Annotated in this window: 18 protein-coding genes; 11 read left to right on the top strand and 7 right to left on the bottom strand. The window is 62.8% G+C overall.

Features of this window, described 5'->3' with window-relative positions:
• The first annotated feature begins 71 nt into the window (after positions 1-71).
• From DESUT3_RS07275 to DESUT3_RS07265, 3 genes are all read left to right on the top strand, one after another.
• On the top strand, positions 72-1,985 hold the full coding sequence (locus DESUT3_RS07275) for an ATP-binding protein (protein ID WP_221251804.1): 1,914 nt from the start codon (positions 72-74) through the stop codon (positions 1,983-1,985).
• 386 nt (positions 1,986-2,371) lie between these two features.
• Positions 2,372-2,707 (top strand): rhodanese-like domain-containing protein, encoded by a 336-nt coding sequence (locus tag DESUT3_RS07270; protein WP_221251803.1) that lies wholly within the window; start codon positions 2,372-2,374, stop codon positions 2,705-2,707.
• A 301-nt stretch (positions 2,708-3,008) separates the two neighbouring features.
• Complete coding sequence (locus DESUT3_RS07265) at positions 3,009-3,599, top strand: YceI family protein (RefSeq protein ID WP_221251802.1); 591 nt, start codon at positions 3,009-3,011, stop codon at positions 3,597-3,599.
• A 155-nt stretch (positions 3,600-3,754) separates the two neighbouring features.
• Here the strand turns inward: DESUT3_RS07265 and DESUT3_RS07260 are convergent, their stop codons facing one another.
• Positions 3,755-5,665, bottom strand: coding sequence for an MASE3 domain-containing protein (locus DESUT3_RS07260; protein WP_404827036.1), 1,911 nt, complete (start codon positions 5,663-5,665; stop codon positions 3,755-3,757).
• 461 nt (positions 5,666-6,126) lie between these two features.
• Between DESUT3_RS07260 and DESUT3_RS07255 the strand changes: the two genes are divergently transcribed.
• Positions 6,127-6,864 (top strand): dienelactone hydrolase family protein, encoded by a 738-nt coding sequence (locus DESUT3_RS07255; protein ID WP_221251800.1) that lies wholly within the window; start codon positions 6,127-6,129, stop codon positions 6,862-6,864.
• Positions 6,865-6,892: 28 nt separating this feature from the next.
• Here DESUT3_RS07255 and DESUT3_RS07250 read toward each other — a convergent pair whose 3' ends face one another.
• The 5 genes from DESUT3_RS07250 to DESUT3_RS07230 form a co-directional block, all read right to left on the bottom strand.
• Entirely contained in the window at positions 6,893-7,606 is a 714-nt protein-coding gene (locus tag DESUT3_RS07250) for a class II glutamine amidotransferase (protein ID WP_221251799.1), read from the bottom strand.
• Between the two features lies 1 nt (position 7,607).
• Complete coding sequence (locus DESUT3_RS07245) at positions 7,608-8,138, bottom strand: spore maturation protein (RefSeq protein ID WP_221251798.1); 531 nt, start codon at positions 8,136-8,138, stop codon at positions 7,608-7,610.
• A complete protein-coding gene (locus DESUT3_RS07240; protein WP_221251797.1) occupies positions 8,135-8,710 on the bottom strand; it encodes a nucleoside recognition domain-containing protein in 576 nt (191 codons plus the stop codon). Before DESUT3_RS07240 ends, DESUT3_RS07245 begins: the two co-directional genes overlap by 4 nt.
• Positions 8,707-9,573 carry a S66 peptidase family protein gene (locus DESUT3_RS07235; RefSeq protein ID WP_221251796.1) on the bottom strand — a complete coding sequence of 289 codons (867 nt, stop codon included), beginning with the start codon at positions 9,571-9,573 and terminating at the stop codon, positions 8,707-8,709. The genes DESUT3_RS07240 and DESUT3_RS07235 overlap by 4 nt, the downstream gene beginning before the upstream one ends.
• A gap of 131 nt (positions 9,574-9,704) precedes the next feature.
• Positions 9,705-10,565 carry an N-acetylmuramoyl-L-alanine amidase-like domain-containing protein gene (locus DESUT3_RS07230; RefSeq protein ID WP_221251795.1) on the bottom strand — a complete coding sequence of 287 codons (861 nt, stop codon included), beginning with the start codon at positions 10,563-10,565 and terminating at the stop codon, positions 9,705-9,707.
• A gap of 170 nt (positions 10,566-10,735) precedes the next feature.
• Here DESUT3_RS07230 and DESUT3_RS07225 point away from each other — a divergent pair, with 170 nt between their 5' ends.
• From DESUT3_RS07225 to DESUT3_RS07200, 6 genes are all read left to right on the top strand, one after another.
• Entirely contained in the window at positions 10,736-12,076 is a 1,341-nt protein-coding gene (locus tag DESUT3_RS07225; RefSeq protein ID WP_221251794.1) for an NTP/NDP exchange transporter, read from the top strand.
• Positions 12,073-13,005, top strand: a complete 933-nt coding sequence (locus DESUT3_RS07220; protein WP_221251793.1) for an aldo/keto reductase — start codon at positions 12,073-12,075, stop codon at positions 13,003-13,005. Before DESUT3_RS07225 ends, DESUT3_RS07220 begins: the two co-directional genes overlap by 4 nt.
• 380 nt (positions 13,006-13,385) lie before the next feature.
• A complete protein-coding gene (locus DESUT3_RS07215) occupies positions 13,386-14,612 on the top strand; it encodes an FAD-dependent oxidoreductase (RefSeq protein WP_221251792.1) in 1,227 nt (408 codons plus the stop codon).
• Positions 14,612-15,364, top strand: coding sequence for a methyltransferase domain-containing protein (locus DESUT3_RS07210; protein ID WP_221251791.1), 753 nt, complete (start codon positions 14,612-14,614; stop codon positions 15,362-15,364). Before DESUT3_RS07215 ends, DESUT3_RS07210 begins: the two co-directional genes overlap by 1 nt.
• A gap of 49 nt (positions 15,365-15,413) precedes the next feature.
• Positions 15,414-16,841 (top strand): B12-binding domain-containing radical SAM protein, encoded by a 1,428-nt coding sequence (locus DESUT3_RS07205; protein WP_221251790.1) that lies wholly within the window; start codon positions 15,414-15,416, stop codon positions 16,839-16,841.
• Between the two features lie 177 nt (positions 16,842-17,018).
• The gene (locus DESUT3_RS07200; RefSeq protein WP_221251789.1) at positions 17,019-18,122 is read left to right on the top strand and encodes a type III polyketide synthase; all 1,104 of its coding nucleotides are present in this window, start codon (positions 17,019-17,021) and stop codon (positions 18,120-18,122) included.
• Between the two features lie 36 nt (positions 18,123-18,158).
• Here the strand turns inward: DESUT3_RS07200 and DESUT3_RS07195 are convergent, their stop codons facing one another.
• Complete coding sequence (locus tag DESUT3_RS07195) at positions 18,159-19,070, bottom strand: LysR family transcriptional regulator (protein WP_221251788.1); 912 nt, start codon at positions 19,068-19,070, stop codon at positions 18,159-18,161.
• A 146-nt stretch (positions 19,071-19,216) separates the two neighbouring features.
• On the opposite strand from DESUT3_RS07195, the gene DESUT3_RS07190 reads away from it, so the two are divergent.
• Positions 19,217-19,453 (top strand): hypothetical protein, encoded by a 237-nt coding sequence (locus DESUT3_RS07190; protein ID WP_221251787.1) that lies wholly within the window; start codon positions 19,217-19,219, stop codon positions 19,451-19,453.
• Positions 19,454-19,573 lie beyond the last annotated feature (120 nt).

Below are 19,573 nucleotides of genomic sequence, written 5' to 3'. Positions count from 1 at the left end.
GGGCATTCCTCTTGGCAGAGCCACGAGAGTTATGAAAACCATCCCTTAATAACGACGGATACGCCCTGCCCATGTTTGAAGAATTGTATTCCGACCCTACGCCAGCGGGCAACCGTCGCGACCCGGTGCTGCTCCTGCTGGACCGAGATGAACAAAACCTGCTCGCCACCCAAAGGCTGATTGACCAAACGCTGGTCCGATGCCAAATCATCGGGGCCCCGGATTGGGCGACGGCCTTGGCTCGGGCGACAGCGGCTACCGTGGATTGCATTCTAGTCGAACTTCCGGGGACCTCGGCTGAAAGTTTTGAACTCTGCAGGAGAATCAAGGAATTCGCCCGCACCCGCAACATCCCCCTGGTTGGCATCCTGCCCAGCGGGACCTCATCCCCGGCCTTAAGGGAAGCTCTACTATCTGGGGCTGACGAGGTGATCCGCCGGCCGCTTGAAGGATTCGAATTTTCCTCCCGTATCCGTTCGGTGCTGAAGGTCAGGGCAGCCGAGATTGCCTACGCTGACGCCAGGGACGCATTTGCCAGGCAGACGGCCATTCAGACGATCAGACTTCGCGATTACCAAAAAGCGGTGGAAAGCTCCCATGACCCGATCGCCATCGTCAATCGCGACCACTGCTATTCCCTTGTCAACAGCGCCTGGCTCAAAATTCACAAGCGCAGGAGTTCAGAAATCATCGGCCGCCCGGTCCGGGAAATTATCGGCAATGAATTGTACGAAGCCGAGGCCAGACCACGCCTGGAAAGGTGCCTGAGAGGAGAAAACATTCAGTTTGAGGTGACGGTTCCCCACCCCCGGCTGGGCGTTTTGCACCTGCACACCCGCTATACCCCCGTGGTCGACGAAAATGGCCGTGTCGAAGGGGCCACGGTGATCATCAGGGACTTTACTACTTTAAAAAAAGCCGAGGAAGGCCGTCGGCGTGCCCTGGAGAAAGCCGAAGAAAAGAACAACCACATCGCCGCAATTATCAGATCAATTGCCGATGGCCTGCTCGTCACGGATGCACAGAATGGCATTGTGTTGATAAACCCGGTGGCGGAATCCCTCCTGGGCGTTCGAGCCGAGACGGTACTCGGCAGGAGCCTGGATGAAATTGTTGGCGGCGAGGCGTCTTCCGGAACATTCGGCGAAAGTCAGGGGAAAGACGGTTGGAAACCCATTTTCGAAATCGAGCTGACGGACCCTGAAACCGGGCGGAGTCGAATGATCCGTGCCCGCTGCTCCGAGGTGCAGACCCAAACCCGGACCAACCATGGGGTGGTCACCCTTTTGCAGGACGTGACCCGGGAGAGGGAAATCGATCGCATGAAAAGCGAGTTCATCTCGACGGCCGCCCATGAACTCGGCACCCCGCTTACCACCATTATCGGCTTTGCCGAACTATTGCAGGAGGTTGCCGAGCCAGGATCGAAACAGGATGAGTATCTGCGGATAATTGTCGAAAAGGCCTTTGGCCTCGAAAGACTGGTAAGGGAGCTTCTTGATTTAAGCCGAATTGAATCCGGACTGATGATCCCGTTGCATAAAACCCGGATCAATCTTGCCCAAACCATTCAACGCGTGGTTGGCCAATGTCGTTACCCGGGTACCGGCCTGCATCGATTTGAAGTCAGTCCTTCCCAAGGCCCCCACGAGCTCCTGGCGGATGAGGGGAAAATCGTTCAGGCCCTGGAAAATCTCATCGGCAACGCGGTGAAATATTCACCGGAGGGGGGGACTGTCCAGGTGGGGGTACAGGGTCATGGCGACAACCTCGAAGTTTGGGTACAGGACCAGGGAATAGGGATGACCCCGCAACAAATCGCACGCGCTTTTGAACGATTTTTCAGGGCGGACAATTCAAAAACTTCCGGTCTGGGACTAGGTCTGAACATCGTTCAGAAAATCATCGAAGCACATGAGGGCAAAATCTGGATTGCCAGTGAGCCGGGTTGCGGAACCCGCGTGAGCTTTTGCCTGCCTCTTTGAACGTCGATTCAGATCAAACCGATTACGGTCCCCCCCCCCTCCGGCAACGCCCGCATTTCTACCTCGCTTCCACTCCCGATCGCCCCTCCTGCAAAACCCCTCGATTTCTGGCTTTTCGTTCCAAGCAGGGAACAATCATTCCCGAAAAATCGGCCTACTCATCCAGAGTGGAATAACTTAGCCTTGAAGAATAAACGGCAAGAGTTCCGTGGGCCGTATTGATTCCGGTTCCATCGACTCAGGTTACCACTCACGACAGGAGTAAAAGGGATGGGCCGCCCCGCCAAGCGGCCTGCCCCTGCAAGGCTTGAACATGGCGGGCATATGGAATGCAGGTATACTGATTGAACCGCGGGACCAATTCCGCGCAGTGGAAGGAGCACATAATGAAAATCCTGACTTGGCTGGCGATCTTCGCCACATTCACCCTCTGGATCGGCGGCTGTGCCCCGGCCGCGGGCCCCGCTCCCGGCCACGCCGAGCATGACCACGACCACCTGGTTTCGGCGAGCGAGCAAACGCCGACCATCACCATCGACCAGGTTCGGCAGCGCCTGGAACGGGGCGAGGAGATCATCTTCATCGATACCCGCAACCCGGATGCCTGGGGTTCTGCGGACAACATGATTCCTGGGGCAATCCGCATCGGCAGCAACGAGCAGCTGCTCGCCCTGGTCCGGGAGCTGCCCCGGGACAGTTTCATCGTCCCCTACTGCACCTGACCCAATGAAGCCTCGAGCGCCAGTTTGGCGCGCGCGATGATCAAAGCAGGCTACCGACAGGTTTACCCCCTCAGGGGTGGCCTGGACGCCTGGATCAAGGCCGGGCTGCCCATGGCCCCCCGATAGCCCGGGAGAATTGTTCCACTATTCGAACGATATTTCCCATTTTTGTCTACTTGTGCAGAAAACAGTCAGAATCTAAACTTGGCAGCAAAGAGACAACGTGCTGTCGCCCCGGTGGTTCCTCTGTTGGCAGACCGGGTAACCTCAACCCCATATTTTCAGCATCCAGGAGACCGAAATGAAACTCATGACCACCCTGCTCTTCGCCATCCTGGCCGTCCCCACCTTCGCCGGCGCGGCCACCTGGAACATCGACCCCGACCACTCCAACGCCCAGTTCAAGGTGCAGCACATGGTCATCACCTATGTCCGGGGCAATTTCCCCGACGTGCAGGGGACGGTGGTCCTCGACGACCAGGACATCACCAAGTCGAAGGTCGATGTCAGCATCACCGCCGCCAGCCTCGACACCAACGTCGAGAAACGCGACAACCACCTGAAGAGCCCTGACTTCTTCGATGTCGAGAAATATCCGGCTCTGACCTTCAAATCCAAAAGCGTCGAGAGCAACGGCAACGGCGAACTCAAGGTGCTCGGCGATTTGACCATCCGCGGCATTACCAGGGAAGTCGAACTGCAGGTTTCCGGCCCCACCCAGAGCATAACCGACCCCTGGGGCAACACCCGCAAGGGGGCCCAGGCCACTGCCAAGGTCAACCGCAAGGACTTCGGCATGACCTGGAACAAGACCCTCGACACCGGCGGCCTGGTGGTGGGGGATGACGTGGAGATCTCCATCGAGGTGGAATTGATCGAACAGAAGGGGTGAGGTTAATCCCCAGGCAGCACTTACCCGCCCGCGCGATTGCCCTTTGGCCAGCGCGGGCACCGGGCCCCGACGACGCCCGATGCCACCCGGCATCGGGCGTTGTCGTCAGCCTCGATCGGCACCCGGGAAAACCCTGGTATTGGCTGTTGCCTCATTCACAGGGAAAAGTAGAAGGTCGCCCCTGCCCCGGGGGCGCTTTCTGCCCAGACCCGGCCGCCGTGGCGGGAGGCGATCCGCTCCACGGTCGCCAGGCCGACCCCGAAGCCTTCGAAATCCTCCTCCGGGTGCAGCCGCTTGAAGGGTGTGAAAAGCTCGTTTCTATTTGCCGCATCGAACCCGACCCCGTTGTCGCGGACGAAAAAGACCGCTTCTCCCTGCATCTCGACCTGCCCCATCTCGATACGGGCATGCTCTGCCCGGGAAGTGTATTTCCAGGCGTTGCCGAGCAGGTTCTCCAGCAGAATCTTCAACAGCTTCAGATCCCCGCTGGCGTCGAGGCCATCGGAAATGTCGAAGGTTGCCTGGCGCTCCGGCTGCGCCAGGGCAAGCGAGCCGGTAATGGTCCGGGCCAGGCTGCTCAGATCGACCTGCTCACGCTTCAGCTCGACCTTGCTCAGCCGCGAGAAATCGAGAAGGGTGCTGATCAGATCGTTCATCCTCTGGGTCTGGGTGTAGATCTGTTCGACGAACTTGCGCATCTCCGGATCGAACTTTTGGGCAAAGACCTCCAGGATCACCTGGCACTGGATGCTGATGATCGTCAGCGGGCCGCGCAGGTCGTGGGAAACCGAGTAGTTGAAGGCCTCAAGGTCGCCGTTTGCGCTGGCCAGCTGCCCGTTGATCAGCTCCAGCTCGAGGTTGGCCCCCTCCAGTTCCTCATTGGCGGCCTCCAGCTCAGCATTGGCCTCCTCCAGGTCCAGGGCCCGGCGTTGCAGTTCGACGTTGAGATCCTCGATCTGCTGCTGGTATTGCAGCTGCTCGGTCACATCAACCATGACGGCCAGGGATTGGACCATCCCCCCCTGGAGATCCCGTTCCGCCACGGCCGAGAGCGAAACGTCAATGACCTCGCCGCTCTTCTTGACCACCTGGTAGGGAACATCCCGGCAGGCATTTTTGCGGAAAAACTCGGGCAGGGCCTTTTCGGTGGCGTAACGGCGCGACTCCTCGGTGAGAAAGTCAGTCGATGGGCGCCCGATAACCTCCTGCCGCTGATAGCCCAGGTGCTGCAGCCAGTAATCGCTGACGCTCACCAGCCGCCCCTGGCCGTCGATGGAATGCAGCATGACCGGGGTGTTCTGGTAGAGCCCCCGGAAGCGCTGCTCGCTCGTCTTCAGTTGCCGGAACAGCAGATCGTAGGGTCGGGTCAGCCCGGTCTCGATGACCCCCCGGTAGATAAAGTAGAAACCGGCGACCTTGAACAGGTGGCCGGCCATATTGGACAGGCCGAAGACATCGGTGTACAGGGTGAAGGAGAGCTCGGCCAGAATGAACGCGCCGGTGGCCCCCAGCAGCAGGCGCAAAACGCCCGGGTCGAAGAGCTGGCGCTGCCGGTGCAGCAAACCTGCCGAGCCCGCCAGCAACAGGCAGATCAGGTACTCGCTGCCGATCTTGAAAGGGGTAAGTCCGCTCCCCTCCCGGAAACAGTCGGGAAAGAGCCCCGCGAAGACGGCGGCAAGCAGCAGGGCGGTTGCGCCCAGGTAGGCGGCGAAAAGAGGGACCGGACGCGGCTTGCGCCGCAGAAAGAAAAGCGCGAGCAGCAGAGAGAGCGCCTCCAGGTAACGGGCGCCTATCCAGAGCTGGGTCGGCAGATTCGCCCCGGCGCCCGGGAAGACTCCCATGTTCTTGTAGGCCAGGACATGAAGAAAGTCGACTGCCGCCATGAACAGAGAGGCGACCCCGAGGCAGAAAAAGAAACCGTTTTCCTGGAACCGGCGGGAATTCCAGGCGATCATGAAAACGCCACAGGCGATGACGATGGAAAAGGTTTCCACGACGGCGTGGAAGAGAAGGTAATTTGCCCTGCTGAGAAAATAAAGGGGAACCAGGACCGCGCCAAGCGCCAATATGCCTAGCGGGCTGGTCAAAGAAAAGGGATGGCCGCTTCCACCCCTGTCGCTTCGTCCGGAATTCATTGACACCTCACCTGGTGGAATGGATTTCGTCGAACCTGGTGGGTGGGGGCAGCTTGGCGTTCAGGCGCCTCTGCCCTGCTTCGGATCAGCCGCCCCCCCGGTTAATGAAATTCTGCGGCCCAATATTCTCACAAGCAGCCAGACATACCAAGCCCATTTTTTCCAAGGACCCTTCTCCGCCCAAATGCCTCCACCAAAACCGACTTGAATGCATACTTCAAACCCCTGGCAATCAATCGACAATTCCTGATCTCTATAGACCGGAGAATTGGATTTTTCCCTGAGACTCAAGCCGTCCCCCGGCGCGGTGCGTTGCCGTCTGCGCGGTGGGTGGTAAATTGAGTAAGTAGGCAACACAGGGAACAAACCAACCGCCGACAAGGAGCAACGCGATGAAATCCCTAATCACCCTGATCTGCCTGTCGATTCTATCCGCCACGGCCCACGCCGCGGGCAGCACCGTTACCTACCAGGTCGACGGCGCTCCCTTCGAGGGCTACTACCTGAGCCCAGCCGAGAGTGCCCCGCTGGTGGTGATCGTCCACGACTGGGACGGCCTGAACGATTACGAAGTGAAACGCGCCGAAATGCTGGCAGGGATGGGCTATGCGGTGTTCGCCGTCGACCTGTTCGGCAAAGGCGTTCGCCCGACCACGACCGAGGAGAAAAAACAACTGACCGGCGCCTTGTACAAAGATCGCCAGCGGATGCGCGCCCTGCTTAAGGGAGGGCTCGATGCGGCCAAGGCCCAGGGAGGAAATATCGAAAACGCGGTGGCCATCGGCTACTGCTTCGGCGGCGCGGCGGTATTGGAGCTGGCCCGCACGGGTACCGACCTGAAGGGCTTCGTCAGCTTCCACGGCGGCCTGGCCACCCCAGAGGGGCAGGACTATTCGAAAGCCAGGGGCAAGCTGCTGGTGCTGCACGGCACCGCCGACGCCAGCGTCAGCATGGAGGATTTCGCCGCCCTGGCGGTGCAGCTGGAAAGCCAGGGGATCAACCACGAGATGATCACCTACAGTGGCGCCCCCCACGCCTTCACCGTCTTCGGCTCGGACCGCTACCGCCAGGACGCCGACGAGAAATCCTGGAAACGTTTCGGGGAGTTTCTTGTGGAAACGCTGAAATAGGCGACTGCTGATCCGCAGCGGACGCGGCTCAACCGACGCCCCCCAGATCGATCGCCAGGAACTCCTCCTTCGCCATCAACTCCCAGTGGAGGTTTTCGTCGAGGGGTTCGGATGACACAAGGCAGGAGTTGGCCGAGAAGGCCTTGTAGAGAGAGTAGTAGTCCGGCTCCTTGGCGAAATCGCGATAGGCGAACAGTTTCATGCCATCGCTGAACAGGCAGTTGAGCGCCGAGAACTTGTGTTTTTGCTTGATAACCGATGCCGAATCGAGAAACGCCCGGCCCAGATCGCCCGCCGCGCCGCTCATGACGTGATAGAAGAGAACCTCGGTGTCGAGGGCATCGGCGCCGAGGCCAGGCAGGGTGATCGCGGGGATCAGCCCCTGGTAGTCGTAGACCACCCCGTTATGGAAGAACACGGTGTTGTCGTGGTGGAAAGGATGGGCGTGGCGGGTGCTCAGCCTGTCCCCCCAGGCCGACTTGCGCAGATGCAGGATCAGTACCGGCGAGGTTTGGGCCTGGCTCAGGATCCCGTGAACTTTTTCGGTTTCTTCGAGCAGGTTGATGCCGCTTTTGTGCACGACCAGCCGGCCCTCCTGGTAGAAGGCCAAACCCCAGCCGTCCTCGTGCCCGGGCGGGTCGCCGGCCATGACCATGCCGCTACGGGCGAGTTCGCAGAACCGCTCCACGATGTTGCGGTGTCTTGAATAGTCGAAATGGGTAATGCCCAGCACTCTGCACATGTTAGAAAAACCACCTCGTAACGAAAACGGCCACGACGATCCCGACAAAATCCGCCACCAGGCAGACCGGCACCAGGTAACGGGTTTTCCTGATGCTGACCGCGCCCAGATAAACGGCCAGCACGTAGAAAGTGGTCTCGGCGCTCCCCATGATCACCGCCGACATCTGGGTGGCCACCGATTCCGCTCCGGTGGTCTTGACGATGTCCGTGAACAGGGCGGTGGAGGCGCTTCCCGAGAGGGGCTTCATGACCGCCATGGAGAGAGCTTCGATCGGGACGTCCAGAAACGCCAGCACGCCGGAAAAGACGTTGCGGACATAGTCGAAGGCCCCCGAGGCCTGGAACCCCTTGATGGCGACGAAGATGGTCAGCAGATAAGGGAAAATGTTCAGGATGATGGCCGGCCCTTGCTTGGCCCCGGCGACGAAGGAGTCATACACCCGAACCTTCTTGAACGTCCCGTAGAGGACCGTGAAGAGGATGAACAGCGGGATGATGAGCAGCGAGATGTATTCGACGTACCCGATCATCGGAAAATCCTCCGAAACAAGGCCAGGATCAGCAGCGCCGTCATGGCGGAAATGGCGGTGGCGATCAGCACCGGCAGCACCACCACAGCCGGATTATGGTGCTCGTAGCTGGCCAGGATGCCGATCACGGAAAAGGGGATCAGCTGGATGCTGGCGGTGTTGATGACGATGAACGTCATCATCTCGGGGGTGATGGTCCCCTTGTCCTGGTTGAGCGCATCGAGTTCCTGCATGGCCTTGATCCCCAGCGGGGTGGCCGCGTTGCCCAGCCCGAAGAGGTTGGCCAGAACGTTCAGGGTGATGGCGGTGATCGAGGGGTGGTCGCCGGGGATGTTCTTGAACAGCCGGGAGATGATCGGCCTGAACAGGTGCGCGATCCGGTAGATCAGGCCCGAATCCTCCAGGATTCGGGTGATCCCCAGCCAGACCGAGACGATGCCGAGCAGATAGAGCGAGATCTCCACCGCCGACTTGGCACCCTCGAAGATCGACTTGGTAAACGCCTCGAGGTTGCCGGTGAAAATGGCGAAGACGATGCTGACGCAAATCATGATCAGCCAGAGGACGTTCATGGATTCCCCCCGGGAAAGGACATGCCTTCAATGACGAGCTGCCTGCGCTCGGTATTCAGCTCGACCTTTGCGCCGACGGGCAAGGTGATCTTGTTCGGGACATGGCCGATGTAAGGGCAATGCACCACCGGGAAGTCCAGGTCCATCTGCGAGGCCAGGATGTCGTAGACCTTCTGGCTGCGAATCCCCCGGAAATCGCCGAGAATCAGCCCTTTTATCCCCTTGAATTTGCCGGCGAGAATCCACTGGGTCAGGTAACGGTCCACCTCGTGCAGCTTTTCGTCGACATCCTCGAGAAAAAGAATCGCACCGGCGGTATCGATCTCCCAGTCCGTGTCGATCAGGGCGGTCAGGGTGATGAGATTGCCCCCTTTCAGGACACCGGCGGCGGAACCGGGATGGTAGACCTTCAAACGGGCCCCTTTGAACAGGTTTTTCTCCGGATAGCCGCGGACGGCGTTCACCAGGGAATTGAGCGTGAAGGCCGTCGGCGTGCCAAGGTTGATCACCATAGGGGCATGCAGGGTCACCAGGCCGGTGCGCTCGAAGATCGGATTGAGCAAGGCGCTCAGGTCGCTGAAACCGGCGATGATTTTGGGGTGTTTTCGGATCAGCTCGAAGTCGATGTGCGGGAGGGATTTCATCGCGCTGTACCCCCCGCGCAGGGCCAGGATCAAATCGACTGCCGGATCTGCAAAGGCCCCGTGGATCTGCGCGGCCTTTTCCTGCGGCGAGGGGAGCACCCTCGGGAATTCCGGATTGATGACGTTGAAGCCCAGCTTCGCGAGCTGCGCGATCCCCCCGGTAAAGTCCCGTTTCTTCTTGATCAGGTAACTGGGCGTCGCAATAAAGACATTATTCAATGGAAAGATCTCCCTGGCATCGAATAAGGGCCGCAGAGGGCCGGGAAAAACAGCGCCAAACAGCGGGAACCCGCAGAAGATTCCGCATCAATCTAGCGCCGATCCGCTGGAAATACAATTGGGAACCACGGCTAGGGGCCGCCAGGCCGGTAAACGACCAGCCCCTTGGATCCTGCCAGGTAGGAGCTCAGTTCCTGGTCCACCACCTTTTTCAGCCGGGAGCTGGAGGAGGCGTGGCGCAGCAAGACCTGCCCCCCCCTCTTGACCACGATGCCGGTATGGGAGACGTCCAGCCCCGGCAGCGGGCTGTAGATGCCGACATAGTCGCCGCTGCGCAGGCGCTCAAGCACGGATGAGTCGATGGCCTCGGGAGGGATGAAGGTGATCTCCCGCTCCCTGACCGGGTATCCCGGCAGGTAGGCCGTGCCGTCCCCTTTGGCGTTCAGCCGCTTCTTCGCCCGGCGCGCGCCCGCCCCTCCCACCAACTCGGTGACCCGTTGCAGATGGTCGGAATTGGCCGCTGCCCATTCGCTGAAGAAATGGTGCCGGCTGAAAAAGTCGACCCGCCCATCGCGGTAGCGGATGCGCCGCAGGGCCTCCTTGAACCCGGAAAAATCGGCGGCCCTGCGCAGCGCTTCCACATAGTCGAGAAAGGTGAAGCAGTCGACGGCATCCAGGCGCAGCACCAACACCTCGGCGGTTTGGGCGCTGCCGATCAGGGTGTCGGCGAGGTAGGGGGTATCGAGAAAGGCCGCGGAGATGAACTCGATTTTTTCTCCCGGCTCCGGAATGCGCCCGGCCTCGGCCAGCAGCCCTTCGATTTTTTCCCGGTTCCAGCCGCCCAGCTCGACAAGCTCCTCCCCGAGCGCCGAACCGGGCAGAGAAAACACCGGCAGGGCAAGCAGCAAAGCCAGCCCCAGGGCCAGGCAGCGGGCGCCCAACGCTGGGGTGAAGATCCGGCGCAACAGTTGTCTTCCTCTTTCGCGAAGCATTGCGAACCTGGCCTGAATCACGATTCCATCCCGGTAAATTTGCCTGAAGCGAAGCATACCACTGTTGAAAGGCCGAAGGCCAGAGGCGCCCTCTGCCGAAGCGGGTTCACAACCGGCCGTCTGGGGTTATACTGGAAGCGACCCCGGCGCAACCCTGAAGGAGGGTGTCCATGGATAACACCACCGCCCCCGGAGCCTCCCGGGTCCACCGCTGGCTGCAGCGGCTGGTGCAGGTGGAACCGGCGGAGATCCGGGCCCTGCTCTGGTCGTTCAGCTACTTTTTCGCCCTGCTCTGCTCGTACTACATCCTGCGCCCAATGCGCGACGAGATGGGGATCGCCGGGGGCGTGGAGCACCTGCAGTGGCTGTTCACCGGCACCTTTCTGGCCATGCTGGCGGCGGTCCCCCTGTTCGGCTGGGTGAGCTCGCGCTACCCCCGGCAAACCTTTCTCCCCCTGGTCTACCTGTTCTTCATCGCCAACCTGCTGCTCTTCTTCGCCCTGTTCCGCTCCGGGCTGACCCACGCCTGGGTGGCGCGCGCCTTCTTCATCTGGACCAGCGTCTTCAACCTGTTCATCGTCTCGGTGTTCTGGAGCTTCATGGCCGACCTGTTCAACAACGACCAGGCCAAGCGGCTGTTCGGCTTTATCGCCGCCGGCGGCACCGCCGGGGCCCTGGCCGGCCCCGCCCTGACCGCGACCCTGGCCGTTCCCCTCGGGCCGACCAACCTGCTGCTGATCTCCGCGGCCTGCCTGGCCTGGGCGATGCTCTGCATCGGGCGGCTGGGCGCCTGGCGCGAGCACACCGCTCCGCAACCCGCCCCATCCCCGACGGGACAGGGACAAGCCGCGCCGGCCGGGCCACGGCGGGGCCTGGGCGGCGGGGCCCTGGCGGGGCTGCGGCTGGTGGCCCGCTCCCCCTACCTGCTGGGGATCTGCCTGCTGATCCTGCTCTACACCACCCTCTCGACCTTCCTCTATTTTCAGCAGGCGCAGATCGTCCGCGACAGTTTCAGCGACCCGGCCCAGCGCACCACGGTCTTCGCGGCCATGGATTTTGCCGCCAACGCCCTGACCCTGGCCGGGCAGGTCTTTTTCACCGGCCGCATCGTCAAGCGCTTCGGCCTTGGCTGGGCCCTGGCGGTGATCCCCCTGCTGCTGGGGGCCGGCTTTCTGCTGCTCGGACTGGCGCCGCTGCTGGCGGTGCTGATCGCCGTGCAGGTGGGGCGCCGCGCCGGCAATTACGCCATCATGAAACCGGCCCGGGAGATGCTCTTCGTGGTGCTCGACCGGCAGGAGAAGTACAAGGCCAAGAACGTCATCGACACGGTCATCTACCGCAGCGGCGACGTGCTCAGCGCCTGGGCCTACACCGGGCTGCAGGCCCTCGGCCTGGGGCTATCGGGGATCGCCCTGCTCGCCGTGCCCATCGCCGGCAGCTGGGCCTGGATCGGTTACCGGCTCGGCAGGATGCAGGAGGCCCGGGCCCAATCCCAGGAGATTTCGCCATGAACCTTATCGATTATCCCATCTCGCGCAGAACCTTCGTCGGCTCGCTGGCCGCCGCGCTGGCCAGTCTCTGGTTCCCCCCCACCCGGCTGCAGGCGGCGGAGCAGGCGGCGCTCCGCAAAACCATCCCGGGCAGCGGGGAGAGCCTGCCGGTGATCGGCCTGGGCACTTCGCGCACCTTCGACACCGGCGACGAGACCGCCCTGCGTGATCTGGCCGAGGTGCTGCGGGCCTTCTTCGCAAGCGGCGGCGAGTTGATCGACTCCTCGCCCATGTACGGCGAGTCCGAGCGGGTCATCGGCGCGCTGCTCGAGCGCATCGGCAGGCCCCAGCGGCTGTTCGCCGCCACCAAGGTCTGGACCGACGGCGAACAGGCCGGCATCCGGCAGATGGAAGACTCCCGGCAGAAATGGGGAATAGAGCGTTTCGACCTGATGCAGATCCACAACCTGCGCGACTGGCGGGTGCACCTGAAAACCCTCCATGCCTGGAAAGCGCAGGGGAAAATCCGCTACACCGGCATCACCACCTCCCACGGCCGCGACCACCGCGAACTGGAGCAGATCCTGAGCCAGGAAAAGCTGGATTTCGTCCAGTTCAGCTACAACATTGAGGACCGTGATGCCGAGCGGCGGCTGTTGCCGCTGGCCGCCGAGCGCGGCATGGCGGTGCTGGTCAATCGCCCCTACCAGCGCGGCGAGCTGTTCCGCAAGGTCAAGGGGAAACCGCTGCCCGACTGGGCCGCGGAGATCGACTGCAGCAGCTGGGGGCAGTTCTTTCTCAAATTCATCGTCTCGCACCCGGCGGTCACCTGCGCCATCCCCGCCACCGCCAAGCTGCACCACATGCGCGACAACATGGCCGCGGGTTTCGGGCGCCTGCCCGATGCCGCCATGCGCCGGCGGATGGTGGATTACTACACCGCGCTGTAGTGTCCCTGGCGGTGATTTCCATCCATCGAGAGGAATCCCTTTGCCAAGGGGAGGAATCCTGGGAAAACACATTTTTCGACTTTTGCGACCCGGGCCTGTTGGATACAATAGATTCATTATCCCGGATAAAGCATTTTGCCACGGATCAAATCTGATCAAGTCGGATTTTCAATGCCTTGGAGAATTAGGATCGACAACCCGGAAGATAACTCGCTGAACAAGCCTATTTCTTCGACTTATCTGATTTTATCCGCTTTTATCCGTGGCTGATTGCCGTTTTTAGGCTTATTATTTCGATGATTCGGCAAATTTGCGGCATGCCTAACCTTACCCGGCCCTCCGCCCTGTCCGATGGAAAAAGCCGACAAAAAGATGAATTCATGACAGATGCAGATGTCCTCGTCATCGGGGCCGGCCCGGTGGGGATGCTGGCGGCCCTGCTCGCCGAACGGCAGGGCTTGCGCGTGATGCTCCTCGAACAGGCCGCGCAGCGCCATCTCCAGTCCCGCGCCGTCGGCATCATGCCGCCCTCGCTGGAGATCCTCCGCGGTCTCGGCCTGGCCGAAGCGTTTCTGGCCCAGGGCGCCCTGGTCCGTGAGGCCGAAGCCCACGGCAGGCTGGGACGCCTGGGGGGGATCGACTTCTCCGATCTCAAGGACGGATTCCCCTTCGTGCTGTCGCTTCCCCAGGACCGGACCGAAGACCTCCTGGAGGCGGCCGTCCTCTCCCGTCCGGCCATCCGCCTGCTGCGCGGACACCGGGTCACCGCCTGCAGCCAGGATGACGAGGGGGTCGTGGTCAGCGGGGAGGATGGCCTCGGCGCCGGCTTTCGTTTCAGCGGCCGTTTCGCCTTGGCCTGCGACGGCGGGCGCAGCGCGGTGCGCGAAGCGCTGGGAATTCCCTTCGACGGCGCACGCGACCGGCGCACCTTCATCATGGGGGACTTCGCCGACCACACCGGCTGGGGCTCGCAGGCGCGGTTCTTTTTCACGCCCCGCGGCTCGGTGGAATCCTTTCCCCTGCCCGGCGGGAAAAGGCGCTACGTGCTGCGCACCCCCACCTTCATCGGCGAGGATGGCGCCGCCTTCCTCAAGCGCGAACTGCGGCTGCGAGCCGGCATCGACATCGAAGGGGTCCGCCAGTTCTGGGAAAGCCCGTTTTACGTCCAGCGCTATCTGGCGCGCTCCTTCTGCCTGGGGCGGGTTTTCCTCTGCGGGGATGCGGCGCACCTGATGTCCCCGGTCGGCGGCCAGAACATGAATACAGGGTTTGCCGACGCGGAGCTGGCCACCTGGCTCATCGGGCAGCTGATCCAGGGGCGGATCTCCCGGGCCACGGCGGCGAGCGCCTATCATCGGGCGCGGCGGCGCGCCGCCGCCGCTGCCGCCGGCCGCGCCCAGCTCATGATGCGGGCGGGAACCTCCGGGGGCCGGCTCTGGTCCGCGCTGCGCAACGGCGCCATCCTCCTGGCCCTGCACAGCCCCCTGCGGCGGTTTCTGGCCCGCTACCTGAGCATGCACACCATCCCCTTTCTCAACCTCGACCGCGCTCGCCCGCACCTCGATCGGATCCTGGCCACGGGCCTTCTGCCGGGAGAGAGTGCCTGATGTTCGATTTTCTGCTTCCCGACCTGCGGGACCGGGACAATTCCCCGGAGAAAATGGACCGGGCCGATGCCGACCTGGCCATGCTGCTGCGCACCATTCGCCAGTTCCAAAGGATCAACCTGCTGTTCAGTGCCAGCCGCAGGCTGCTGCGCCAGCAGGTGTTTTCCCTCATGGAGCGGGATCCGGAGCGGGTCTACAGCCTGCTGGACGTGGGCGCCGGCGGCTGCGACATCGCCTGCTGGGCCGCCCGCGAGGCCCGCCGGCGGCGGCTGAAGCTGCAGATCACCGCTCTGGACAACGACCCGCGCATCTTTCCCGTGGCGCGGCAGGCGATCAGTGATTATCCGGAAATCCGCCTGGTCGAGGGCAACGCCCTCGCTTTGGCCCCCCTGGGCCGGTTCGATTTTATTTTTTCCAACCATTTCCTGCACCACCTGGGCTGGGCGCAGATCGAGATATTCCTGCGCGGCGCCATCGCCGGGACCCGGCTCGCCCTGGTCATGAACGACCTCAAGCGCTCCCCCTGGGCCTACCTGGGCGGAACCCTCAGCATCGGCCTGCTGGCACCGCGCAGCTTCGCCTTCTTTGACGGCCGGCTGTCGATCCGCAAGGGTTTTCGCGCCGAAGAGCTGCGGGAATTCGCCCGCAAGCATTTCCCCGAAACCCCGATCCGGGTTTTCGAGACGCCTCCGGCGCGGGTGGTCATGGTCTGCCGCGGGACCGACGACCGCCCGTGTCCCCATCGCCCATGAATCCGGGCGGCCGCTGGCGCCCCTCGAACCCCGGACCTGGAATTCGCCCATGAACGTTCTGCTGCTCAGCACCAACCGCAACACCCTGCCCATGCCGGTGATGCCCATCGGTGCCTGCCTGGTGGCCGAGGCGGCCCAACGGGCGGGGCACCAGGTGCGGCTTCTCGACCTGATGTTCCTCGCCGATCCGCTGGGCGCCGTCGAGTCCGCCATCAGGGACTTCCGGCCCGAGGCCGTCGGCCTGTCGGTACGCAACATCGACAACAACGACATGGGCGACCCGGTGTTTTACCTGGATGAGCTGCGGCGCATCGTGAGCACCATCCGCGGCTGCTGCGAGGCCCCGATCATCCTCGGCGGCGCCGCCCTCGGCGTCATGCCCGAGGCCATGCTGCGCCTGGTGCCCGCCACCTGCGCGGTGGTCGGGGACGGGGAGACGGTCTTTCCCGAACTGCTCGGGCGGCTCGCCCGCGGGGAGGCCATCGCCGACCTGCCGGGGGTGGCGCTGGTCGAGGACGGCGGCTTTCGCCGCACCCCCCCGGACCTTACCCGGTTCTCCCCCCGCTGCCCTTCGCCCGACTACCGGCGCTGGCTGGACCTGGGGGCCTACCGCCGGCAACTGGCGACGGTCCCGATCCAGACCAAGACCGGCTGCCAGTTCCGCTGCGTGTACTGCACCTACCCCGGCATCGAGGGGAGCAGCTGCAACCTGAAGGATCCCGAAAGCGTCGCCGACGCGGTGGCGCGGCTCGCTGCCTCCGGCCTGCGGGACATCGAAATCGTCGACAGCGTCTTCAACGCCCCCCTCGACCACGCCATGGAGATTTGCGCCGCCCTGGCCCGCGGCAGCGCGGCGGCGCGCTTGCAGTGCCTGGAACTCAACCCCCGGCATTTCAACGACGAGCTGCTCGGTGCCATGGAACAGGCCGGTTTCAGGGGGATGGGGATCACCCTGGAGAGCGCCGCCGATCCGGTGCTGGCGGGGCTGAACAAGGGCTTCACCAGCCGCGAGGTTCATCGGGCGGCGGAGGCGGTGCGGCGCCACCGCATCCCCTGCGCCTGGATCTTCCTGTTCGGCGGCCCCGGGGAAACCGAGCAGACCGTCCTGGAGACCCTGCGCTTCGCCAAAACCCAAATCCGCCCCGGCGACATCGCCTTCTTCAACACGGGCATCCGCGTCTACCCGGGGACGGAACTGGAGACGATCGCCCGGCGGCAGGGCGTTCTCAGCCGCCCTGCCGCCGAGATGCTGGAACCGACCTTCTACCTTTCACCGCAGGTGGATGCCCGCTGGATCAGGCAGCAGCTCAAGCAGGCCCTGGCCGACCACATGAATTTCATCGACATGGGCTCGCTGAGCCTGCCGTTTCTGCCCTCCCTGCACCGGATCGGCGCCGGAATCGGCCTGCGGCCGCCCCTCTGGAGGTACACCCGGTTCATTCGCCGGGGGCTGCGGCTTGCGGGAATGGATGTCTAAGGCAATCAGCCACGGATAAGGTCGGATAAAATCTGATAATTCAAAGTCCTGGATTTTCTTCAGGGTTGACCGTTTGGGTTTTCGGCCAAAATGCATTAAGTTCTTAGAAATCAGACCCTATCAGATTTGATCCGTGGCTAAATGGAATTCAACCCCCCGGACAGGAAGCGAGAAGCTATGGAAAAACCAGACGGCAGACAGGCAGCGCAAAAAAATTCAGGCGACGGCGTTCACATCGCCTCCGTCGCCGCCGTGGTGCCCCCCTACAGCGCCGACCAGCAGTTCGCCGCGGATTTCATGCGCAGGCATTTCGGGCAGAAGTTGAGCGCCCGCAGTCTGGGCCTGGTGCGGACCACCTTCTCCCACCCGAGCATCCGCAAACGCCACTTCGCCGTGGAGGATCCCGAGTGCCTGGCGAAGGAATCCGCCGACCAGCGCATCGCCCGCTTCACCGAGAAGTCGATCGAGCTGGCCGCCCAGGCCGTCACCCAAGCCCTGGAGCAGGCCGGCGTCGCGGCCAGCGAGGTGACCGGCCTGGTGGTGAACACCTGCACCGGGTACATCTGCCCAGGCATCTCCACCTACCTGGTGGAAAGGCTGGGCCTTGCCCGCAACATCCGGGTCCACGACCTGGTCGGCAGCGGCTGCGGGGGGGCGCTGCCCAACCTGGAGGTGGCGGAGGCGCTGCTCAGGGCCAGGGGGGGCGTGGTGGTAAGCGTGGCGGTGGAGATCTGCAGCTCGACCCTGCAGATGGACAACGACCTGAGCCTGATCCTCTCCAACGCCCTGTTCGGCGACGGGGCCGCCGCCGCGGTGCTGTGGAGCAAGCCCCAGGGGCTGGAGCTGGTCGCCTCGGCGGGCCGCTACGTCCCCGAGCAGCGCGAGGCCATCCGCTTCGTGCACAAGGACGGGGCCCTGCACAACCAGCTGTCGCTGAAGCTGCCCGAGCTGGTCCGCAAGGCCGCGGCGGAAGCGGTGGCCGAGGTGCTCTCCTCCCGGGGGTTGAAGCCTGAGGACATCCGCCACTGGGCGCTGCACACCGGCGGCGAAAAGATCATCAACGCCGTGCGCGACGAGATCGGCATCCCCGAGGAGAGGCTGCGGGCGACCCGCAGGGTGCTGGCCGAATACGGCAACATGTCCTCGCCCACGGTCTGGTTCGTCCTCAAGGAGCTGGAAAACGCCGGCATCGCCCCCGGCGACTGGTGCCTGATGATCGCCTACGGCGCCGGACTCTCGGCCCACGCCTGCCTGCTGCGAAAAAGCGCCCTGCCCGGATAGCCGAATCCGCTCCCCCGCCGCCGCGCCAGCCTTTTTTCAGCCCAGGTTCTCCCCCGGCAGGGACTGGAAAAGCGCCCTGCTTGATTCGATTTCCTGCACGATAAAATCGATGGTAGTCCGTACCCGGGCGAGTTGCCGGGAGTCGGGATTGACCTGCAGCCAGAAGCCCCTCTCGACATACTGATCGGGCAGCACCGGCACCAGCGCGGGGTCCGCCGCGGCCATGAAATAGGGGATCGCCCCGATCCCGGCCCCGCCGGCTACGGCGTGCATCTGGGCGACCACCGTGGAGCTGCGGAAGCGGGTCATTGCCCCGGGAAGAAACTCATCCATGAACCTCAGCCCCTGGTCGTAGAGCAGATCGTCGATGTAGCCGATGAGCCGGTGGCCGCGCAGATCCTCCCGCTGGCGGATCTGCGCCCCGCGCTGCAGGTATTCCCGGGTCGAAAACAGCCCCAGCCGGTAATCGATCAGCTTCCTGGCGACGACATTCCCCACCGTCGGCTTGGTGACCGTGATCAGAATGTCGATTTCGCGCTTGCTCAGGCTGTAATACATGGGCACGGCGATCAGTTCGATATCCAGCGCCGGATGGCGGCTCTGGAACCGGCCGAGCCGGGAAGCCAGAAACCTGTTCCCCAGGCCATCGGGGGCCCCGATGCGAACGGCGCCGGTGAGCTGATGGTCCTTCCCCGAGATCTGCGCCTCGAGGTTGAAGACGGTGCTCTCCAACTGCTCAGCGTAGGGCAGCAGCTTCTCGCCGGCCGGGGTGAGCCGGCAGCCTTTTTCCGTGCGCAGGAACAGCTGGGTCTGCAGCGTCGTTTCCAGGGCTGATATGCGCCGGGCAACGGTGCTGTGGGTCACCCGCAGGTGGCCGGCCGCGGCCACGAAGGAGCCGGCGCGGCTGAGCGCCAGGAAATAGCGCATGTCGTCCCAGTTCTGATTCATCGCGTTCCTCCTCCTTGGCTGTTTATTTTTGCACAGCAGGTTAACCATTTTCAACATTTACTGATGAATATTGTATGGTCTAATTTGGTGGCAAGAGCATGAAAGACCACTAACGAAAAAGCGGGACCACTGAGGGGAGGCGGCGTATGGAAGGCAGATCCGGTTACGGATGGGAAATGCCCGATGGCAGCGAGAGCCTGGAGCAGCTGTTGGAGCGGGGAAGAAGGCTCCACTCCCGCGCGGTATTCGACACCCTGGCGCGGGGGCTCGCCCGGTTGGGGTTTGGCCCCGGCAGAAAAGCGACCTCACCGCAGGGCGAGTGGCAAACCAGCTGCGCCGCCGAGGAGATGGAGGACCTGGATTTTCAGCCCCACGGCAAGTAACCCGCCGCGGGAGGGGGCCCTGGCTTCCCTGGAGTGAACCGAAAAAAAAAAAGAAATATCTGCTTCTGCGGGTGACGCAAGCAATCCCACCCTCTCCCTGAGGGCGAGGGTGCGTAAAAC

The organism is Desulfuromonas versatilis, assembly GCF_019704135.1.
GTDB classification, from domain to species: domain Bacteria; phylum Desulfobacterota; class Desulfuromonadia; order Desulfuromonadales; family NIT-T3; genus Desulfuromonas_A; species Desulfuromonas_A versatilis.
This window is presented reverse-complemented; position numbering and strand designations above follow the sequence as displayed.

Bases quoted from the DNA above. Each gene is read 5' to 3' on its own strand.
- DESUT3_RS07205 (WP_221251790.1), top strand. From the start codon at position 15,414: ATGAACGTTCTGCTGCTCAGCACCAACCGCAACACCCTGCCCATGCCG.
- DESUT3_RS07210 (WP_221251791.1), top strand. From the start codon at position 14,612: ATGTTCGATTTTCTGCTTCCCGACCTGCGGGACCGGGACAATTCCCCG.
- DESUT3_RS07265 (WP_221251802.1), top strand. From the start codon at position 3,009: ATGAAACTCATGACCACCCTGCTCTTCGCCATCCTGGCCGTCCCCACC.
- DESUT3_RS07230 (WP_221251795.1), bottom strand. From the start codon at position 10,565: ATGCTTCGCGAAAGAGGAAGACAACTGTTGCGCCGGATCTTCACCCCA.
- DESUT3_RS07195 (WP_221251788.1), bottom strand. From the start codon at position 19,070: ATGAATCAGAACTGGGACGACATGCGCTATTTCCTGGCGCTCAGCCGC.
- DESUT3_RS07250 (WP_221251799.1), bottom strand. From the start codon at position 7,606: ATGTGCAGAGTGCTGGGCATTACCCATTTCGACTATTCAAGACACCGC.
- DESUT3_RS07270 (WP_221251803.1), top strand. From the start codon at position 2,372: ATGAAAATCCTGACTTGGCTGGCGATCTTCGCCACATTCACCCTCTGG.
- DESUT3_RS07255 (WP_221251800.1), top strand. From the start codon at position 6,127: ATGAAATCCCTAATCACCCTGATCTGCCTGTCGATTCTATCCGCCACG.
- DESUT3_RS07200 (WP_221251789.1), top strand. From the start codon at position 17,019: ATGGAAAAACCAGACGGCAGACAGGCAGCGCAAAAAAATTCAGGCGAC.
- DESUT3_RS07190 (WP_221251787.1), top strand. From the start codon at position 19,217: ATGGAAGGCAGATCCGGTTACGGATGGGAAATGCCCGATGGCAGCGAG.
- DESUT3_RS07220 (WP_221251793.1), top strand. From the start codon at position 12,073: ATGAACCTTATCGATTATCCCATCTCGCGCAGAACCTTCGTCGGCTCG.
- DESUT3_RS07275 (WP_221251804.1), top strand. From the start codon at position 72: ATGTTTGAAGAATTGTATTCCGACCCTACGCCAGCGGGCAACCGTCGC.
- DESUT3_RS07245 (WP_221251798.1), bottom strand. From the start codon at position 8,138: ATGATCGGGTACGTCGAATACATCTCGCTGCTCATCATCCCGCTGTTC.
- DESUT3_RS07225 (WP_221251794.1), top strand. From the start codon at position 10,736: ATGGATAACACCACCGCCCCCGGAGCCTCCCGGGTCCACCGCTGGCTG.
- DESUT3_RS07240 (WP_221251797.1), bottom strand. From the start codon at position 8,710: ATGAACGTCCTCTGGCTGATCATGATTTGCGTCAGCATCGTCTTCGCC.
- DESUT3_RS07215 (WP_221251792.1), top strand. From the start codon at position 13,386: ATGACAGATGCAGATGTCCTCGTCATCGGGGCCGGCCCGGTGGGGATG.